The organism is Synechococcus sp. WH 8101 (assembly GCF_004209775.1).
In the GTDB taxonomy this organism is placed as follows: domain Bacteria; phylum Cyanobacteriota; class Cyanobacteriia; order PCC-6307; family Cyanobiaceae; genus Synechococcus_C.
Genome location: NZ_CP035914.1, coordinates 627,074 through 644,674, shown reverse-complemented (window position 1 = coordinate 644,674; position 17,601 = coordinate 627,074). Strand labels below are relative to the sequence as shown.

The following is a 17,601-nucleotide window of genomic DNA, read 5'->3' as shown; positions in this document are numbered from 1 at the left end:
ACCAGCGTGCAGAAGCCGGCGATCGCCACCCGGGCCATCCATCACGGCGACAGCTTCGCCGAAGGCACCGGCACGGTGATGCCGCCGATCTACGCCACCTCCACCTTTGCCCACGGCAACCCTGGCGGCTTCGACTACACCCGCTCCGGCAATCCCAATTTCCGCATCCTCGAGGCGGTGCTGGCCTCAGTGGAGCAGTGCGCCCACGCCACGGTGTTCGGCTCCGGTGTGAGTGCAATCACCGCCATCGCCTCCACCCTGCGCCAGGGCGATCGGGTGCTCTGCGAGGAGAACCTCTACGGCTGCACCGTGCGCCTGTTCGAGCAGGTGTTCGCCAAGTTCGGTGTGCGCACGGAATGGGTCGACTTCACTGACGCCACCGCACTGGCGACGATCGCTGAGCGCAAGCCGGCGATGGTGTGGCTGGAAAGCCCCACCAACCCCCTGCTCAAGGTGATCGATCTGGAGGCGGTGTGTATGGCAGCCCGCAGCGCCGGCGTGCCCGTGGTGGTCGACAACACCTTCGCCACCGCCCTGGTGCAGCGCCCCCTGGCGATGGGGGCCACCCTCTCGCTCACCAGCACCACCAAATACATCAATGGCCATTCCGATGCCCTGGGCGGTGCGGTCTGCTGCGACGACCCCGCCTGGCACCAAAAGATGGTGTTCGCCCAGAAGGCCCTGGGGCTGATGCCCTCGCCCTTCGATTGCTGGCTGATTACCCGCGGCATCAAGACCCTGCCGCTGCGCCTGCGCCAGCAGATGGCCAGCGCGGCCGCCATCGCCGACCACCTGGCGGCCCATCCAGCGGTGGCCTGGGTGCGCTACCCCCTTCGGACAGATCACCCGCAGCACTCGGTGGCCCAGCGGCAGATGCAGGGCGGTGGCGCCATCGTGACCCTTGGCCTTAACGCCAACCGCGATCTGGCCTATGCCGTTAGCAAGGCCCTGCGCTGGTTCACCATGGCCGAAAGCCTGGGGGGCGTGGAGAGCCTGATCTGCCACCCCGCCACCATGACCCACGCTGCTGTGTCTGTGGACGTGAAGGAGAAGCTCGGCATCAGCGATGGGCTGGTGCGCCTGTCGGTGGGATGCGAAGACACTGCGGATCTGATCGCCGATCTTGATCAGGCCCTCAGCCTGTTGCCATGAGCGGGCGTGATCTGCTGCGCGACCCCTGCTGGCAGGCCGCCGAACTGGGCCATCCGCTGCCCGACGCCGTGCATGCCGTGTCGGTGGCCCTGCCCCGCTGGCAGGACGTGATCGCTTACGAGGAAAAGGATCCCGCCTGCCGCAAGGCCCTGCGCGCGATCTATCCCCGCTTCGGCTTCCATACCCTGGTGGAGGAGCTGGCCCGCTGCGCGCTGGCCGTGACCAACACTCCGGACGCGACCAGCGCCTGGCCTTACCCCACCGAAGCCGCCGCCCGCGCCGCCCAGACGCACTGCCGCCGCACGACGCCCGAGGCCCATACCTCGATCGTCATGGTGCGCGAATTGCCTTGCCTGATCGCGGATCGGACCAGCACGGCGGCAGCGAAGGCCTTCTGGCAGCACGCCGGTCTCGGTGCCTCCTCGCGGCTGGCCGCCATCGCCCTGGGCCGAGAGCGCGCCCCAGCCCCGGAGGCTGGAGTCGCCGCGAAGCGCACGCTGATCGAACGCCTGGCGCGGATCTACGGCTGCCCAAGCGAAGCCATCAGCCTCCATCCCTCAGGCATGGCGGCGCTGCATCAGGCTCTGCGCCGGGTCTGCGCCCTGCGTCCTGGGCGTCCCACCCTGCAGATCGGCTTTCCCTATGTGGATGTGCTCAAGCAGCCCCAGGTGCTGTTTCACGGCGGTGAACTGCTCCTCGACCCATCGCCCTCAGCGGTGGAGGCAGCGCTGGATCGCCTGCAACCGATGGCGGTGGTGGTGGAACTGCCGAGCAATCCCCTGCTGCGCTGCGTGGATCTTGCCGCCATCGCCCGGCTCGCCCACGCCCGCGCTATCCCGGTAATTGCCGACGACACGATCGGCTCTGGGCTGAACATCGATGCCCTGCCCTATGCCGACCTGGTGTTCAGCTCCCTCACCAAGAGCTTCGCCGGCCGCGGTGATGTGCTGGCGGGCAGCCTGATCGTGAGCCCCCGAGCGCGGTGGCTGCAACCGAGGGGAGATGGCGACGACCCGAACGCCGTGGCGCTGGCCCCCCTGGCCGATGCCGACGCCATCGCCCTCGAGGAGGGCAGCCGCGATCTGGAGGAGCGCCTGCCTCGGCTCAACCGCCACGCTCTGGAACTGGCTGAGAGGTTGGCGCAGCACCCGGCGGTGGCCCGCGTGTTCCATCCAGCGGGCTGCCCCAACTTTCGCGCCCTGATGCGACCCAGCTCAGGACATGGCTGCCTGCTGTCGTTTGAGCTGAAAGGCGGCAGCGACAAGGCCCAGCGGGTCTATGACGCCCTGGCGGTATGCAAGGGCCCCAGCCTCGGCACCACCTTCACGCTCTGTTGCCCCTATGTGCTGCTCGCCCACTACGACGAGCTGGGCTGGGCCGAAAGCTGCGGCGTGCCCTCCGACCTGCTGCGGGTGTCGGTGGGATTGGAGGATCCAGATGAGCTCTGGAACCGCTTCCACACGGCCCTGTCGGCCTGAGATCACCAGCGTGGAGCAAGTCTGAACAAGGCCTTAACAGCCGGCCGGATCCCGCTGAAGACTCTCTACATTGACGCGATTGGGCACCTGCGTTTTCCCACCATGTCTCGCGTTTACGCCGATAACAGCCAGGCCATCGGCAATACCCCCCTGGTGCGTCTCAACCATGTGACCAAGGGTTGCAAAGCCACCGTGCTCGCCAAGGTGGAAGGCCGCAACCCCGCCTACAGCGTGAAGTGCCGCATCGGCGCCAACATGATCTGGGATGCCGAGAAACGCGGTGTGCTCAGCGAAGGTAAAACAATCGTTGAGCCCACCTCCGGCAACACCGGTATCGCCCTGGCCTTCACCGCCGCGGCTCGGGGCTACAAGCTGATCCTCACGATGCCCGAGTCGATGTCGATCGAGCGCCGCCGCGTGATGGCGGTGCTCGGCGCCGAGATCGTGCTCACCGAAGCGGCCAAGGGCATGCCAGGAGCGATTGCCAAGGCCAAGCAGATCGCCGACAGCGATCCGGCCAAATACTTCATGCCCGGTCAGTTCGAGAACCCCGCCAACCCCGAAATTCACGAGAAAACCACCGGTCCTGAGATCTGGAACGACTGCGACGGCGCCATCGATGTGCTCGTGGCCGGCGTCGGCACCGGCGGCACGATCACCGGCGTGTCGCGCTACATCAAGAACCAGGCCGGCAAGGCGATCGAATCCGTGGCGGTGGAACCGGCCCACAGCCCCGTGATCACCCAGACCCTCAATGGAGAAGAGGTCAAACCTGGGCCCCACAAGATCCAGGGCATCGGCGCCGGCTTCATTCCCAAGAACCTCGACCTCTCCGTCGTCGACAAGGTAGAGCAGGTCACCAACGAGGAATCCATTGCAATGGCCCTTCGCCTCGCCAAGGAAGAAGGTCTGCTGGTGGGCATTTCCTGTGGTGCTGCTGCTGCAGCCGCCATCCGCCTCGCCCAGCAGGACGCCTACGCCGGCAAAACGATCGTGGTGGTGCTGCCCGACCTGGCGGAGCGCTATCTGTCCTCGGTGATGTTCGCGGATGTGCCCACCGGCATCATCGAGCAGCCGGTGGCGGCCTGAGCAGCCACAACTCAGGTGCCGAGGGGGCGGGCGTCCGGCAACACCGCCCCCGGATCAATCCACATGGCATCGCCATAGGAATAGAAGCGATAGTGCTGCTTGATTGCAGCGTCGTACAACTGCAGCAACCGCTCCCTACCGATCAGCGCACTCACCAGCAGCAGGAGTGAACTTTTCGGCAGGTGGAAGTTGGTGAGCAGCCCCTGCACCACGGCGAAGCGAAAGCCGGGTTGAATCACCAGATCCACTGGTCCTTTCAGGGGCTGAAGCGTGCCGCCGGCGGCGGCCGCAGCACCTTCCAGAGCACGCACGCTGGTGGTGCCCACGGCGATCACCCGTCCACCCCGGGCCCGGCATGCCTCCACTGCCTCCACCAAGGCGGGTGACACCTCCACCCACTCACTGTGCAGCGTCAAGGCCCTGAGATCTTCCATCTCCACCGGCCGAAACGTGCCCAGGCCCACATGCAGCGTCACCGTGGCAAGTTGCACCCCCCGCGCCCGGATCGCCGCCAGCAGGGGATCACTTAGATGCAACCCCGCGGTGGGCGCTGCCACAGCACCGGGTCGTGCGGCGTAACGCGTTTGGTAGCGGGTCTGGTCCGCCTCATCGTGGCGGTTGATGTATGGGGGCAGCGGCACCTCCCCGTAGCTCTCTAGCAGCGCTTCGATCGCGATTGCGTCCTCACAGCCGGGGGGGAATTGCACAATGCGACCGCCGCTGGCCGCATCGCTGGCGAGCACCTGCAACGGCAGCGGCTCCTGCGCCTGGGCCTCGAGCCACACCTGATCACCGGGGCGGAGTTTCTTGCCCGGCCGCGCCAGACAGAGCCAGCGCCCCTGCCCCCGTGGCTCCAGCACCAGCAGCTCCGCCAAACCGCCCCCCGATCGCCGCACCCGCAGCCGCGCCCGCAGCACCCGGGTGTCATTCACCACCAGAAGATCGCCGGGCTGGAGCGCGTTCTGCCAGTCCCACACCGTCTCATGACGCACCTGCTCGAGCTCAGCCCCAACCGGTGGAACCATCAACAACCTTGCCGCATGCCGGGGCTCGATCGGCTCTTGGGCGATGCGCTCCTCGGGAAGCTTGTAGTCGTAGGAACTGAGCAGACAATCCCTTGGATCGGGCACCGAGCGTCAGGCAGGTTCCTCCACGTAGTAGCGCACGATCGAGAACACCCGGCTGCCGTCGGTCGACAGGGCCCGGAACAGATTCAGGGCGCGTTGATTGAGCAGAGTCATATCGAGGCGATCGCGCGGAATCGCCATCGGCATCACCACCGTGGTGGTGCGTTCCGGGTGCTGCTTCTCCTCCTGTTCCACGTAGTCACAGAAGGGATCCAACAGCGAACTGAACGGGCTGTCGAGCAATTTGAACTCAAGATTGCCCGTCTGCGTTCCAACCAAGCGGTCCCACTCCGCGCTGATCAAGCCAGCCTCATCCGCCTCCTCCAGCACCATCACAGCCGTGACCGAGTCAGCGAAGGAACAGGCATACCGCACCGCTTCGAACGACGGCATGGTGAGCCCGGCGATCCAGACGATGCAGTGATGGCCCGTCGCGGTGGTTCGCGGCGGGCAGCTGAGCGGCGCCATCCCCTCCGCTGGCGCGATCGCCGCATACACCTGGCGGTAGCGACGACGGATCCGTGCCAATCCCGCCACCAGGAGAGGGATCGCGATCACCACCGTCCAGGCCCCCTCATCGAACTTGCTCACCACAATCACCACCAACACCAGGAAGGTGGCGAGGGCGCCAAGGGCATTCATCAGCATCCGCCCCTGCCACCCCTCTCCCCTGAGCCGTGCCCAGCGGCGCACCAGACCCAGCTGCGACAGCGTGAACGCGGTGAACACCCCGAGGGCATAGAGATTCACCGCCACCGTGGTGTCACCACGGCAGATCAGGATGATCACAGCCGTAAAGGCCAACAGCACACCGATGCCGTTCTGATACACCAACCGATCGCCCAGCCAGCTCATCTGCCGAGGTAGGCAGCGATCTTCCGCCAGCATGGCGGCCAGGCGCGGAAAGCCAGCGAAGGCGGTGTTGGCGGCCAGCACCAGAATCAACAGGGTGGCGATCTGCAAGGCCCACAGCAAGGCACTGTTCTCGCCGAACACCCGCATTCCGATCTGTGCCAGCACAGTGACCTTGGGGTTGGGGGCGATGCCATACATGAACCCCATGCCGCTCACCGCCAGGAACATCGCCGAGAGCAACACCCCCATCACCAGCAGCGTCTTGCGCGCATTGGCGGGGGCGGGTTCCTTGAACACCTTCACGCCATTGGCGATCGCCTCGATTCCCGTCATCGCCGAGCATCCGGAGCTGAAGGCACGCAGAATCAGAAACAGGCCAATCGGCTCCAGCCCCTGCACCACCGGCGGGGCGTCAGGAGCCCAACCGTGGTGGAAGGTGAGGTCTTTGAGACCCGCCAGGGTGAGGAGCACCACCATCACCACAAAGGCATAGGTGGGGATCGCAAACACACGGCCGGCCTCCTTCACACCGCGAAGATTCGCCCAGCCCACCAGCGCCAACAGCAGCAGCGACAGCGACACCTCATGGGGCAACAGCTCCGGCACCAAGGAGGACAGGGCCTGGGTGCCGGCCATCAGGCTCACCGCAGCCGTGAGCGTGTAGTCGATCAGCAGAGCGGCGGCAGCCACCAGCCCCACATTGCGGCCCAGGTTGTCGCGCGCCACCACGTAGGAGCCGCCACCATTGGGATAGGCAGCGATCGCCTGGCGATACGACAACACCACGATGGCGATCAAGGCGATGATCGCCAGGGTGATCGGCACCGACAGCCCCAGAGCGGCGCTCCCGCCCAGGATCAACACCCCCAGGGCGGCCTCCGTGGCGTAAGCCACCGAGGAGAGTGCGTCGGACGAGAGGATCGGCAGAGCCTGCACATTGGGCAGGCGCTCATCGGCTGCCGCCGAGCGCGGGAGGGGGCGCCCCAACAGGGACGAGAGCCGAGACATGCGAAGCAGCGTGCGTCACCACGCTGGAATCATGCCAAGGGCACCGGATGCCGACAGCCCCGGAATGAGACCAGACCAAGACGGGTGAGCTGGGGATCAACACCTTCCAGCGCCTCTTAAAGTGCAGAAAACGCATTAATCCAGTAGTCCATGGCCACTCCGCTGCGCTATCTCGGCTTCTCCGGCGGCGGATGGAACACCCATACGGTGTCGTCGGGAATGATGAGCGCGGCGCTGCAGATGGCGCGCGAACGTGGCGCAACCGATGGCGATTTTGGACTGCTGCTCAACAACTTCAACGGGGCGGCTGGCAACTCGGGTGGTAGCTGGTTTCTCACCATGCTCAGCTACTCGCCAGGCTTCGCCGACGCCCTAGCCAATCAGGCCGACGACTGGTTCACCAGTGGCTACATGGGCCAGCAACGGCAGATTTTTCAGCCGAATGCCACAGAGGCTGCCGAACTGATCAAAAGAATCCTCAAAGAAGAACTCAATAAAAACATCAAGTCAACATCTCTCTATCAAGCGCTAAACAGCAATCCTCTCGTAGTCGCTCCAGCAAAATTAGCAGAACTATTCCTCGGAAAAAACGACATTATCGCGGACATCGTCTCCACAATCAACAATGGAGTTGTCGATCTCGCTGTTAACAGCCTTGGGTCCATCCAGGCCCTACAAACAGCATGGAACGAATACGGCCTTTACCCGACGCTTCTGTACCTTGCCTCGCAAAACAATTTTAATTGGCTCGATTTAGTCAAAAATACCGCCTATTCCCCCTATGGAATGAGCACCCTGATGTCCAGAGGGTTCAACGAAATCAATCGCAACCCATGGGCAACGAGCCTGCAACTGATTCTTCCTGGAGCATTCAACAATACAAGGGTATCTTCGTTTGGCAATCTTGCTCGATATTACACAACGAGTGCAACATCAAACAGCCCTGAGCTTCGCGAAGGTCAGCTGATCACGCCCATGAGCATGGTGATCGGAGGCGGAGTCAATCCAACAAATAAATTTACATCCCTGAGTGGCAGCTTCGAGCAACAATTCAATCAATTCAATCTTTTTAGCAACCCAACCGATACTAAGAGAGCAGCTCTGAACAATGAACTGAATCTCGATCTTTCAATTATCGAGGCAGCCACCCTGTCGGGAGCTTTCGCGGGAGATATTTCATCCATCAACTCATTCAACAGGCTGATTAAAGACAAGCTGGGTGTCGACCTCGACCCTGAGAGTATTAAATCTCAACTAAATTCCACAACAGAAAGCCTCCTGTCTTGGATCCCTCCACGACTTAGGTCTGGTGTTGTCAGTGTATTAAACAACGTCCTAGACGGCGCCTTTGATGCAACCCTGAAACCAATTATCACGGGATTCTCTTCAACACTCAGCAGAGCATTCTCAAACTTTGCTGTGCCAGTGAGCCTTTCTGGAGGAGTAGCCCGCTACGAAAACCCAGAAAATTTCAAAAACCTCAACGAACTAACCAACGCACAAAACTATAGATTCATCGACGGCGGCTACGTCGACAACACAACAGTCGCCAATATCGTCAGCGAAATCCAAAGAGAGCATGGGGTTGATCAAGATTTTGATCTTACTTTTTTTGTCAACAATACCGACCCAGGGATTATTCCCAAAGAAGTCACAGGTCTCGACAAAGATTTCACTGTGCCGATAGACCTGGCCAAGCTATTTGGCGGAGAAGGATCTCTCGCCTCCTGGCAATCCGACAGTCAAGTGCGGGACTTCGCCCCATTCAACACCCCAGCAGCGTTTCCATACATCTTTGATCGATCGGCATGGCAGGGTGAAAAGCCCGTCTGGCAATGGGACAACAGTGATGAATGGCAGGACGATGAAGAGAAAGCCACCTACCTTGCTTATTACAAGCTCGACGTCGAAACCATTGACAATCCCTACTTTGCCATCAAAGAAAAACAAAAGGGTGAACTTAATATTTTCACGAGCTACAACCTGAGTTCGGGACCAGGTCCCTATGACCCAAGCTTCTTCAATCTCTACGAGAATATTTATCAAGCCACACGAGAAGGCATTATCAATAAAGGCGGATACGTTCACCTACTCTCAGCCATGAACGTAATGAACCTGGAATCCAATGAGCAGGGGCAACTCTCATTTACCTCCGACGAAGAATTGAATCACTCAGTCCAGATTGACCTGGATCAAGTTGATACCGACTACTTGAGCTTGATCGATATCTACAAACTCACTGCAGACGGTCAACGCATCTACAGCGGCTCCTTGGGTGGATCCGATGAAGAAGCTCCTTTCGAATACGACAACGGGCCTCAAGCCTTGATGATGAATGCGGGTGACTCGCTTGAGTTTGAAATACAAACAAAAAACTCGCCTGATCCCATCCAAGGCTCTATTCAGCTTCAGGAAACTGATAACGGCTATCAGCTTTTGGGACTCAAGACTGGCGACAGTCTTTTCTCAGCGACGGCAAGCTTTGCACCGGTCATTGATGGCAAGGAATCCGTCAGCGATGACGACACCGCGCGCGACAGTTCTGACGATACCTATTTCTCATTTACAGAAGGCACTCGTCTCAAAATCGCCGTGAATGCGATTGCCGCTATGACCAATCGCTTTTCCATCATCAAAATCGACCGAGATCCAATCACGGGTGAGGCGAGCTACCTCGGCAGCGCCATCGACAGTTCAGAAATGAATGACCTCTTGATCAACACCTTTGGCCAAGAGCAAAGTGGAACGCAATTCGGCTCAAAAACACTGAATCCCTATTCCCAGCGCGAATTCACTTGGACCGTTGAAGAAACAGGCCTCTTCGCGCCTGTTCTTCTCACAGAAGAAGGGGGTATCTTCGCGCTGGGGCACGATCTGATCGGAGAATCAACCCATACCCGCATCCTTGGCGACTACACGGTTGGATTTGAAGATCAATACGATCGCAACTCTGATTACGACTACAACGACGCCATCGTTAAATTCGAAGCGATCGCTTGATCACCACGCCCCCCTCCTGATCACAGAGCCAGGGCTGCCTGAAAGTCATTCGGAATTCGCCTGCGCGAGCCGAACCCCACCCAACGCCAGCATCCCTTTGATGTCGTAGGCCAGCTCCCGGAAGCCCTGGCGGATTGAGCGATAGCCACCACGGCGCAGCAGGTTCATCACCACGGTTCGCAGGAAGGAGAACACGCCGACACCGGTCCGATTGGTGTAGCGGTGTGCGTCCTCACCGAGCTGCGTATCGCGCACCCAGTGCCACTCGTTCTCAATGCTCCATCGCTGACGGACCAGTCGCAGCAGAGCATCTGGTGTGGTGCGCAGGCTGGTGATGAATCTGTGGCAGGCGATGTCCCGCTTGCCTTTGAGGGTCGTGCTGCTGGTGATCACCTCCACGATCCAGGCGCTGCCTGGCCAGTTCGCCTTGATGTGCTCTGGCGCCTCTTTGGCCTTGAGTTCCCAGCGTGTCTGGCGTCCGTGCCGCTTCTCGACATCCGTTGCTGCAAAAGGGATCTTGCGCTTTCCCTCGAACTGGCAGCCGATCTGCCGGTACAGGATCTTTTGGTTGGATTTGACGGTCAACAGGAGGTCGGCCCCCTGCTCCAGGCACCAGCGAAAAACGCCTGTGTCGTGTGCAGTGCGTCGGCCTGGATCAGGACGCCATTGAGATCAAGCGTGCTGAGCAGCTCCTTGAGCGCTGCCTTCTCACTGGACTCGTGGGTGTCATAGGTCGTCTGGGCCAACGCCACCCCAAGGGCTCGGGCGTAGACGGTGACCTGGGCAACGAACCGGTGGTTGCCGTCATCTGTCTCGATGGCGGAGCCCCGCAGGGTTTTCCCGTCGCAGACCAGTTGGTCCAGACCCTCGGCGCCACCTGGGATCTGGCTGATCATCCAGGCCTGCAGCACCTCGCCAAACTGCTGAAGATGCGCCTTATTGAACAGGTAAAGGAAGGTGGCATCTGACGGCCAGCGCTTGAAGTTCAGGTCCAGGGCCTGGTTCAGCGCCTCCCGGTGCCGCTTGGCAAAAGCCTCCAGATCGCGAGAGCTCCTGCAGCCGCTCAGGATCCCAAGCACCGCCACCAACAGCAGGAACCACTGCGGGTAACGCACGCCACGCCGGTAGCGGCCGTCGGGAATGGCCTTGAGAAAGTTGATCAGATCATCCGGTGCGCTCAGATCAGCTGCAACGGAGGCGGTTTCGGGCATCGGGAGCGGTGAGACCCGCTGACGAAACCCAATGGTGACAGGCCCGCCAAGGACTACAGGGACAGACTTTTAGGCGGCCCTGATCACAGAGCCAGGCTTTCCGGCCTGGTTTCAATCAGCTCGGCCAGATCTTTGAGGAAAGCGGCGCCATCAGCGCCGTAGATCACACGGTGGTCGGCCGTGAGGTTCACCTGCATCTGCCGCTTCACGGAAATCGAGCCATCGTTGCCAGCCACCACCGTGGGCCGTGATGCGGCCACCGCCAGAATCGCACCAGTGCCCGGAGGCAAGATCGCATCAAAACGATCCACACCGAACATGCCCAGGTTCGACAGGGTGAAGGTGCCGGTGCTGTATTCCTCAGGTTGCAGCTGCTTGCTGCGGGAGCGCTTCACCAGATCGGCCCACTGACGAGACATCGCGTAGAGATCAGTGCGATCGGCCTGGCGCAGCACGGGAGTAATCAGTCCCCCGTCTTCCATCGCGACAGCGATTGCCACGTTCACATCGGCGGGGTAGGCCATCCCCGCAGCCGTGGTCGCGGCATTCACTTGGGGGTGCCGGGCCAGGGTCACCGCCACAGCCTTGGCCAGCAGCGCCGTCATCGTGACGCCCTTGGGCTTCACCTGCTTGTAGAAGGCGTCCAGCTTGTCGGTCGTGATGGTGTAGCCCACCCGGAAGCAAGGCACCGCCAGGCTCGCTTCCATGTTGCGATTGACGGCCTGTTGCAGGGTGTTGAAGGCCACGGTCTCCCCAGGGGCCCCAAAACTGTTACCAGCGGGTGAGGCTGGCGCGGTAGAAGATGCAGACGCAGCCCCGGCGACGATCGCCGCGGCCGTGCCTTCACCCACCCGCGGTGGCGTCACCGGACGACCGGCCGCCCGCTCCACATCCTCAGCCTGAATCCGGCCATTCGGACCACTGCCCCTCACCTTGGTGAGCTCCACGCCCATTTGGGCCGCCAATTTCTTGGCCCGAGGGCTGGCCACAATCCGACCATCCGCCGAAGCGGCAGGCTGCTCTAGGGGCGGCGGCACAGCGGCGGCTGCAGGCGCTGGAGGCGCGATCGGTGCAGAGGCGGCAGGAGTCGCCGGGGTCGCAGACGTGACTGCTGCGGGGGCTGCTGCTGCAGCCGGGGCCGCACCGCCACCTCCGCCGCCGGCTTTGGCCTGTGCCGCAGCAATCTCGGCCTCGCTTTCCACGATCAGGCCGATCGTTTCGCCCACCGGTGCGGTGCTGCCGGCGGGCATCAACACGGCCGCCAGGTAGCCCTCGTTGAACGACTCCACGTCCATGTCGGCCTTATCCGACTCGACCACCAACACCGATTCCCCTCTGGCCACCTTGTCGCCAGGCTGCTTCAACCACTCCACAATCTTGCCCTCAGTCATGGTGGAGCTGAGGGCAGGCATGAAGATGTCGTGGATTGCCATAAACCAGTGCCTGAGTGCGATTAGGAGAGGTGTTCCAACTCATGGTCCAACTTTTTCCAAGTGAGGAAAAGTGCAACCGAGTTGCAATTCAAACGACTCTACGGGACTGATACCTCATACATGGAGGTCGGTATAGACAGATTGCCTATACCACCTATGCGACTGGCATAACACCTATACCAATTGCCTATACCATCAATACAATTGTGCCTATACGGAACACACAAGGTTGTCTATGGCAAACGGAACAACTCAAGATTTCGTGGTGCTACTACGAATCTCAACTGCCAAGACTGGTGGGATCGACTCCAACGGCATCGCAGCACAGAGGAGAGATATCAACCTCTTCCTGCAGCAGCAGGACAACCCTCGTGTGATCGAAGAGTTCGTAGAGGTCGAGTCAGGAGCAGCCAAAGAACGACCCGTGCTGGAACAGGCAATTAAGTGCTGCCAGAAGAACCGATGCCCTCTCTTGGTTCAGAAGGTCGATAGATTGACTCGTGATGTTGAAACTCTTGGTCGTCTAACTAAGATGAAGAATGTAGATATCAGAATCGCATCACTTCCTAATGCAGATAATTTTCAAATTCATCTTTATGGTATACTTGCATCACAAGAAAGAGAATTTATATCTAAAAGAGTTCGTTCTGGTATGCGAGAAGCAAAAGAACGGGGAGTAAAATTTGGAAATCCTAAACTTGCAGAATTGAATAAAACAAGAAAACACGAAGCAAGAATATATGCTTACGAACATTCTGAATTAATCAAAAATCTAAGAAACGATGGAAAAACATATCGTCAGATATGCGAGCTCCTCAATTCCTCTGGAATCAAGACCAGAACTGGGAAGTACTTCCATCCAGTTCAAGTTCATAGGATACTAAAGAGAGCAACTGAGGTAATGCAATGATTTCACCACCTCTTGCGGTGATGGTGGTTAATATCTATAAAGTGTTCAGAGCAGGCATCAAAAGTGTTTGAATCGCAATTGCACGATTACGAGAATGCTGAACCTAAAGATACGATTGAAATTCCGATTGACGAAATCAAAGTCAATCGAAGAATGAGAAGAACCGACGAAGAAAGAATCAAAGATCTTGCTGAATCAATCAAAAACATTGGATTGCTCCATAACATTAGTGTTGCACTTAAAGATGGGAGTTATGTTCTACTGAGTGGATTGCATAGATTAGAAGCATTCAAGATTCTTGGAAGAACCAGCATTACTGCAACAGTTCGACAAAGCAACGACCGCATAGATCAACTGATAGAGGTTGAGGAAAATTTGGTTCGATCTGAATTAAATGCAATTCAAACTGCAGAACATATCATCAAAAGAGAAGAACTCTTAATTGCTCTTGGAAAGAAAGCAGTAGTGGGAAATAATCAATATACAGAAGATAAAATCACGAATGAAGACCTTGCTAGACAAATGGGATATACAAAAAGAACATATCAATACAAACGATCAGTTGCCAATCTGAATCCAGAAGTAAAGGATCTTCTATCAGAAACAAAGTTTGCCGAGAACTTGATGGATATGGTGAAACTACAAAAAGAACCAGATCACATTCAACTTGAGGTTGCAAATTTATTACTTTGTGGGAAAGCACGAACTTTCAGGAGAGCATTTGTTATGGCTCAGATGAAATTTAAGCAGGATCGATGGACTGATGAAATTAAAGAAGTCAAAGATAAGATTGGAATTCCAAAAAGCATAATGAAATGGGAAAGAAAGGATACAGAACTTACAAAGATATGTTCACTGGTGTCAGATTCAGAAGATACTATTGTCAACAAGAGGACGGCATACTTTGGAACAAATCCAGTTCGTAACTATCAGACTAATCCTGAGATGAGTAGATGGTTCATCAACTTTTTTAGTAAGGAAGGAGATCTGGTGATGGATAATTTTGCTGGTCGTGGCAGCAACCTTATTGCTGCTGCCTACGAGGGTCGTCGAGTCGTGGGATATGACTTGTCATCCACGAACCTCGATTTGATTCGTGGAACATGCTTGGAACACACTCGAATCAAACCAGAAGACCTCACACTCCATCATAGCTGTGGCATCGAATTAGCAGAATACGAGTCCTGCAGTGATCACTTCGACATGATAATAAATGATGTGCCTTATATCTTTGGTGCTGAGGATTATAAAAGTGGTGACGATCGTGATTTATGCAAGGTCAAAAATCTGGATGAATATCATAAAAGAATGGAGGTATGCTTGAAAAACATGAAACGACTAATCAAACCAAGTTCTTGGAAAGATCGAATTTTCAATCCAATAGTAATGAAGGTTGGTAGTGGTAGAAGAAATTCTATTGGGACTGGATTGGTTTCGATGGATGTTGAACTTGAAATCATTGCAAGAAAGGTCGGACTGACAATTCACGACAAAATCTTCAACGAACTTAGATCGTCATTTCAATCTTTCAATGTTGGCAGATGCATTGAAAACAAATATACAATCAAATCTCATGAATGCTCTGTAGTAATGGTGAAATATGTTAAGTCTCAAGATGCAAAGTAAAATATTCATAACAGCAGTAGTTGTTGCAGCAGCAGTATCACTTACCCACAAGATCATCTCACATAATCCACAATTCCTAATTAGTTGCACCAACGAAGAAACCTTTATCTACAGACCCAAGAAAGATGAATTGATTTTCGTCAAGATAGGAAATCAAGTCTACAACGAAGTAATGCCATCAGCAGAGATAGATAAAATTGTCTACGCATCTATGGGTAACGACACAATGGGAAGAGCAAGTTTTATTTACAACACGAAAACAAACGAGTTGCTTGCAAATTTCGACAAGCAAGGAGAAGAAATTAGAGCAAAGAATGCAAAATGCAAAACAAGCACCATGAATTAGATATCTTCTATCTCTTCTTTGGAATTCTCAGGCAATCTATTATTGCTGTAGAACCAAAGATGAAAACCATCTTGCTTGACGCAAATCACAGGAGAAGACTCAATCATTAAATTTAGGACGATAGTCTTTCTGCCGCATCATTTTTTCCCTCTTGTATCTTTGATATACGCAAGGGAATTTATCTTCAAGAAAGTTGTGGATACTCATAGACTGATTACACTTATTGCAACTAAATCTGTAAGTATAACAACCTGTCACTGGATAAATCCTTGCACACTTTTCTCTTTTCTTGGATGGTCTCTGCTTTCTATGGCTGCAATATGGACAAGCAAACTTAAAACCTATCCCCCAACCATCTTTAATTGGGAAATCTTCTGGATAGACTGTTTTACCTTCCACAGAAATGACAAGAGCATCTTTGATCTGTTTAACGCAATCCGTGATATTCATTAGATTTAAGTGTGAAATGCATATTATTGACTCTTCAGTCATGAGTGAATTATGTCACAAGATACCACATAAGTCAACATCCTACTGAGTCAAATAGACTTGACAAAGTATCGAATTTTAATTATAATGTAAACATGGTGAATTAAAGGCAAGAGTGCATCTTAAACTTCTAATTTGTCTATATACTACATAAGGAGTTTCAGGAAATTGTCCCTTTGGTCTTAACCATAAAATCCCAAGAAGGTTCATGCCGCAGGCATTTTCACGAACCGAAGGTGAGTGAAAGCATTAAGAAAGTAATTTAGAATTGGTTTGAAGAAAGTATGTCTGGTGATCTTAGACTGAGACCAATAAAGTTACAGGATAATCTGAAAAATCCCACTTGAACATCAATACACCAAAAGGAGTCACAAAGAATGCCAGTATTAAACAAGAAACAAAATAGATTCCAGATGTCTTACAAGGAGAAAGAAGCAGGTGCTTTCTGGAATCTTGAAAAATCACTTATGGACGACTTATGCATACCTACTCGTTCTGATCTACACAAATATGCACTTAAGTATCTTTACAAAGTGCATCAGCAGCAGAAGGATCTGACTTTTATCTGATTAACGATGAAACAAATCAAGTTAAGCAACGTTCACTATCACATGCTTGTAGAGTTGTCTAAAAAGAGAAGAATCTCTATTGAGAATCTTCTGGAAGATCTAATCAGAGACTCTTACAGCACTAAACACAAAAGGTAACGAGGTATAACAATGCAAAGGATATATTCTATTCGTAAAATCGAAGAACGACTTGAGTTTTACTATTCAAAACTATGCGTGCTGGATGAAGAGCAAAAGGAAGATTTGTCATCAATAAACTATCTCAAAGAACAAATATCGCACTGGAAAAAAGAACACCTTCAAGCAGAAGAAAATGCATTGTTTGGAGAAAACATAGTTAATAGCAGTTTGAGAGAGTAAAACTGCTGTGCTGCTGTGCTGCTGTGCTCGAGACTGGTCGAAGCATTTGATGCGTATTTTGCATAAACCAGCAGAATGTTGTGCTGCTGTACCCAAGATTGGTCGAAGCATTTGATGCATTCTTTGCATAAAGCACCAATTTCATGCGATTCATATTGACATGACTGCCTCATGCATGAGAGGTTAATTAGAGACACTAAAATTTCATGAGAAGAATTACTCTTTTAGTATCCAATGATATTCACCTTTCTCTTAAAAAACTGGCATTTATCGAAGATCGAACGATTGCCTCTATAACAAGAGAGGCATTATTGGAATTCTGCAAAAAGAGACAAAGTTCAGATATTGAAATTTTAGATCACAGGGAAAGTGAATCAGAGGAGGAAAGTGCATAAACTACTAATTCTCCTTGCAATATTATTAACTTCATGCTCTACCGTTAATCAAGGCAAATCTCTTCCAGAGGTAAAAGACACAGAAAAAGTTGATCAATCTATTCAATCAGATGAAGAGAGATTTCTTTTTGATGAAGATCATAGAAACAAGATTCTAAACAATTGTGACTCAAATGAGGAGGTCAATGCTCGAACATCGTATGGAATTTGGTCAAAACACAACTCATGCTACCTAAGATTGAACAATATTGAGATTGGCAAAATAGATATACTCACTCATAAAAGCAATCAGGGAGATGTGGATGCATTTAGGTTTATGATTTTCCCTGACACTGCATACGGGAAACGTTTATTGAAGAATTATCCACCTCATGAAGTGGTGAAAAATCGAGATATTTGCATAAGGTACTATCAAAGCACCTTACCGATCCTGATTGTAGCAAAAGACTCTCTCTGTGAAGCATTGCACTACAAGCAAATATGAATTGCATCGCAGAGGAAACAAATGATTTCTCATTGCTTTGAAGATCTAGTTGCACTTCTTCCGTTGTAA

General features: G+C 54.5%; 13 protein-coding genes. 8 read left to right on the top strand and 5 right to left on the bottom strand.

The window, feature by feature from the left end:
* The first annotated feature begins 6 nt into the window (after positions 1 to 6).
* The 3 genes from SynWH8101_RS03160 to cysK all read left to right on the top strand — a co-directional run bounded on the left by SynWH8101_RS03160 (position 7) and on the right by cysK (position 3,719).
* On the top strand, positions 7 to 1,152 hold the full coding sequence (locus SynWH8101_RS03160) for a PLP-dependent aspartate aminotransferase family protein (protein WP_130128520.1): 1,146 nt from the start codon (positions 7 to 9) through the stop codon (positions 1,150 to 1,152).
* Positions 1,149 to 2,630: a PLP-dependent transferase gene (locus tag SynWH8101_RS03155; protein ID WP_130128519.1), complete on the top strand. Its 1,482-nt coding sequence runs from the start codon at positions 1,149 to 1,151 to the stop codon at positions 2,628 to 2,630. Before SynWH8101_RS03160 ends, SynWH8101_RS03155 begins: the two co-directional genes overlap by 4 nt.
* 102 nt (positions 2,631 to 2,732) lie before the next feature.
* Positions 2,733 to 3,719 (top strand): cysteine synthase A, encoded by a 987-nt coding sequence (gene cysK / locus SynWH8101_RS03150; protein ID WP_130128518.1) that lies wholly within the window; start codon positions 2,733 to 2,735, stop codon positions 3,717 to 3,719.
* 11 nt (positions 3,720 to 3,730) lie between these two features.
* On the opposite strand, the gene queA is transcribed toward cysK, so the two are convergent.
* Together queA and SynWH8101_RS03140 are read right to left on the bottom strand one after the other, a co-directional pair.
* A complete protein-coding gene (gene queA, locus SynWH8101_RS03145) occupies positions 3,731 to 4,849 on the bottom strand; it encodes a tRNA preQ1(34) S-adenosylmethionine ribosyltransferase-isomerase QueA (RefSeq protein WP_130128517.1) in 1,119 nt (372 codons plus the stop codon).
* A gap of 6 nt (positions 4,850 to 4,855) precedes the next feature.
* Positions 4,856 to 6,709: an APC family permease gene (locus tag SynWH8101_RS03140; protein WP_130128516.1), complete on the bottom strand. Its 1,854-nt coding sequence runs from the start codon at positions 6,707 to 6,709 to the stop codon at positions 4,856 to 4,858.
* Positions 6,710 to 6,859: 150 nt separating this feature from the next.
* On the opposite strand from SynWH8101_RS03140, the gene SynWH8101_RS03135 reads away from it, so the two are divergent.
* On the top strand, positions 6,860 to 9,709 hold the full coding sequence (locus tag SynWH8101_RS03135) for a DUF4114 domain-containing protein (RefSeq protein WP_130128515.1): 2,850 nt from the start codon (positions 6,860 to 6,862) through the stop codon (positions 9,707 to 9,709).
* 45 nt (positions 9,710 to 9,754) lie between these two features.
* Here the strand turns inward: SynWH8101_RS03135 and SynWH8101_RS03130 are convergent, their stop codons facing one another.
* From SynWH8101_RS03130 to SynWH8101_RS03120, 3 genes are all read right to left on the bottom strand, one after another.
* Positions 9,755 to 10,294: an ISAs1 family transposase gene (locus SynWH8101_RS03130; RefSeq protein ID WP_254427991.1), complete on the bottom strand. Its 540-nt coding sequence runs from the start codon at positions 10,292 to 10,294 to the stop codon at positions 9,755 to 9,757.
* Positions 10,291 to 10,920: an ISAs1 family transposase gene (locus SynWH8101_RS03125; protein ID WP_130128088.1), complete on the bottom strand. Its 630-nt coding sequence runs from the start codon at positions 10,918 to 10,920 to the stop codon at positions 10,291 to 10,293. The genes SynWH8101_RS03130 and SynWH8101_RS03125 overlap by 4 nt, the downstream gene beginning before the upstream one ends.
* 83 nt (positions 10,921 to 11,003) lie before the next feature.
* Entirely contained in the window at positions 11,004 to 12,353 is a 1,350-nt protein-coding gene (locus SynWH8101_RS03120) for a dihydrolipoamide acetyltransferase family protein (RefSeq protein ID WP_130128514.1), read from the bottom strand.
* A gap of 235 nt (positions 12,354 to 12,588) precedes the next feature.
* Between SynWH8101_RS03120 and SynWH8101_RS03115 the strand changes: the two genes are divergently transcribed.
* The 4 genes from SynWH8101_RS03115 to SynWH8101_RS03100 all read left to right on the top strand — a co-directional run bounded on the left by SynWH8101_RS03115 (position 12,589) and on the right by SynWH8101_RS03100 (position 17,532).
* Positions 12,589 to 13,263, top strand: coding sequence for a recombinase family protein (locus SynWH8101_RS03115; protein WP_130128513.1), 675 nt, complete (start codon positions 12,589 to 12,591; stop codon positions 13,261 to 13,263).
* Positions 13,264 to 13,326: 63 nt separating this feature from the next.
* Entirely contained in the window at positions 13,327 to 14,889 is a 1,563-nt protein-coding gene (locus SynWH8101_RS03110; RefSeq protein WP_130128512.1) for a ParB N-terminal domain-containing protein, read from the top strand.
* Positions 14,864 to 15,235: a hypothetical protein gene (locus SynWH8101_RS03105; RefSeq protein WP_130128511.1), complete on the top strand. Its 372-nt coding sequence runs from the start codon at positions 14,864 to 14,866 to the stop codon at positions 15,233 to 15,235. Before SynWH8101_RS03110 ends, SynWH8101_RS03105 begins: the two co-directional genes overlap by 26 nt.
* A 1,787-nt stretch (positions 15,236 to 17,022) precedes the next feature.
* Positions 17,023 to 17,532 carry a hypothetical protein gene (locus SynWH8101_RS03100; RefSeq protein ID WP_130128510.1) on the top strand — a complete coding sequence of 170 codons (510 nt, stop codon included), beginning with the start codon at positions 17,023 to 17,025 and terminating at the stop codon, positions 17,530 to 17,532.
* Positions 17,533 to 17,601: the final 69 nt, after the last annotated feature.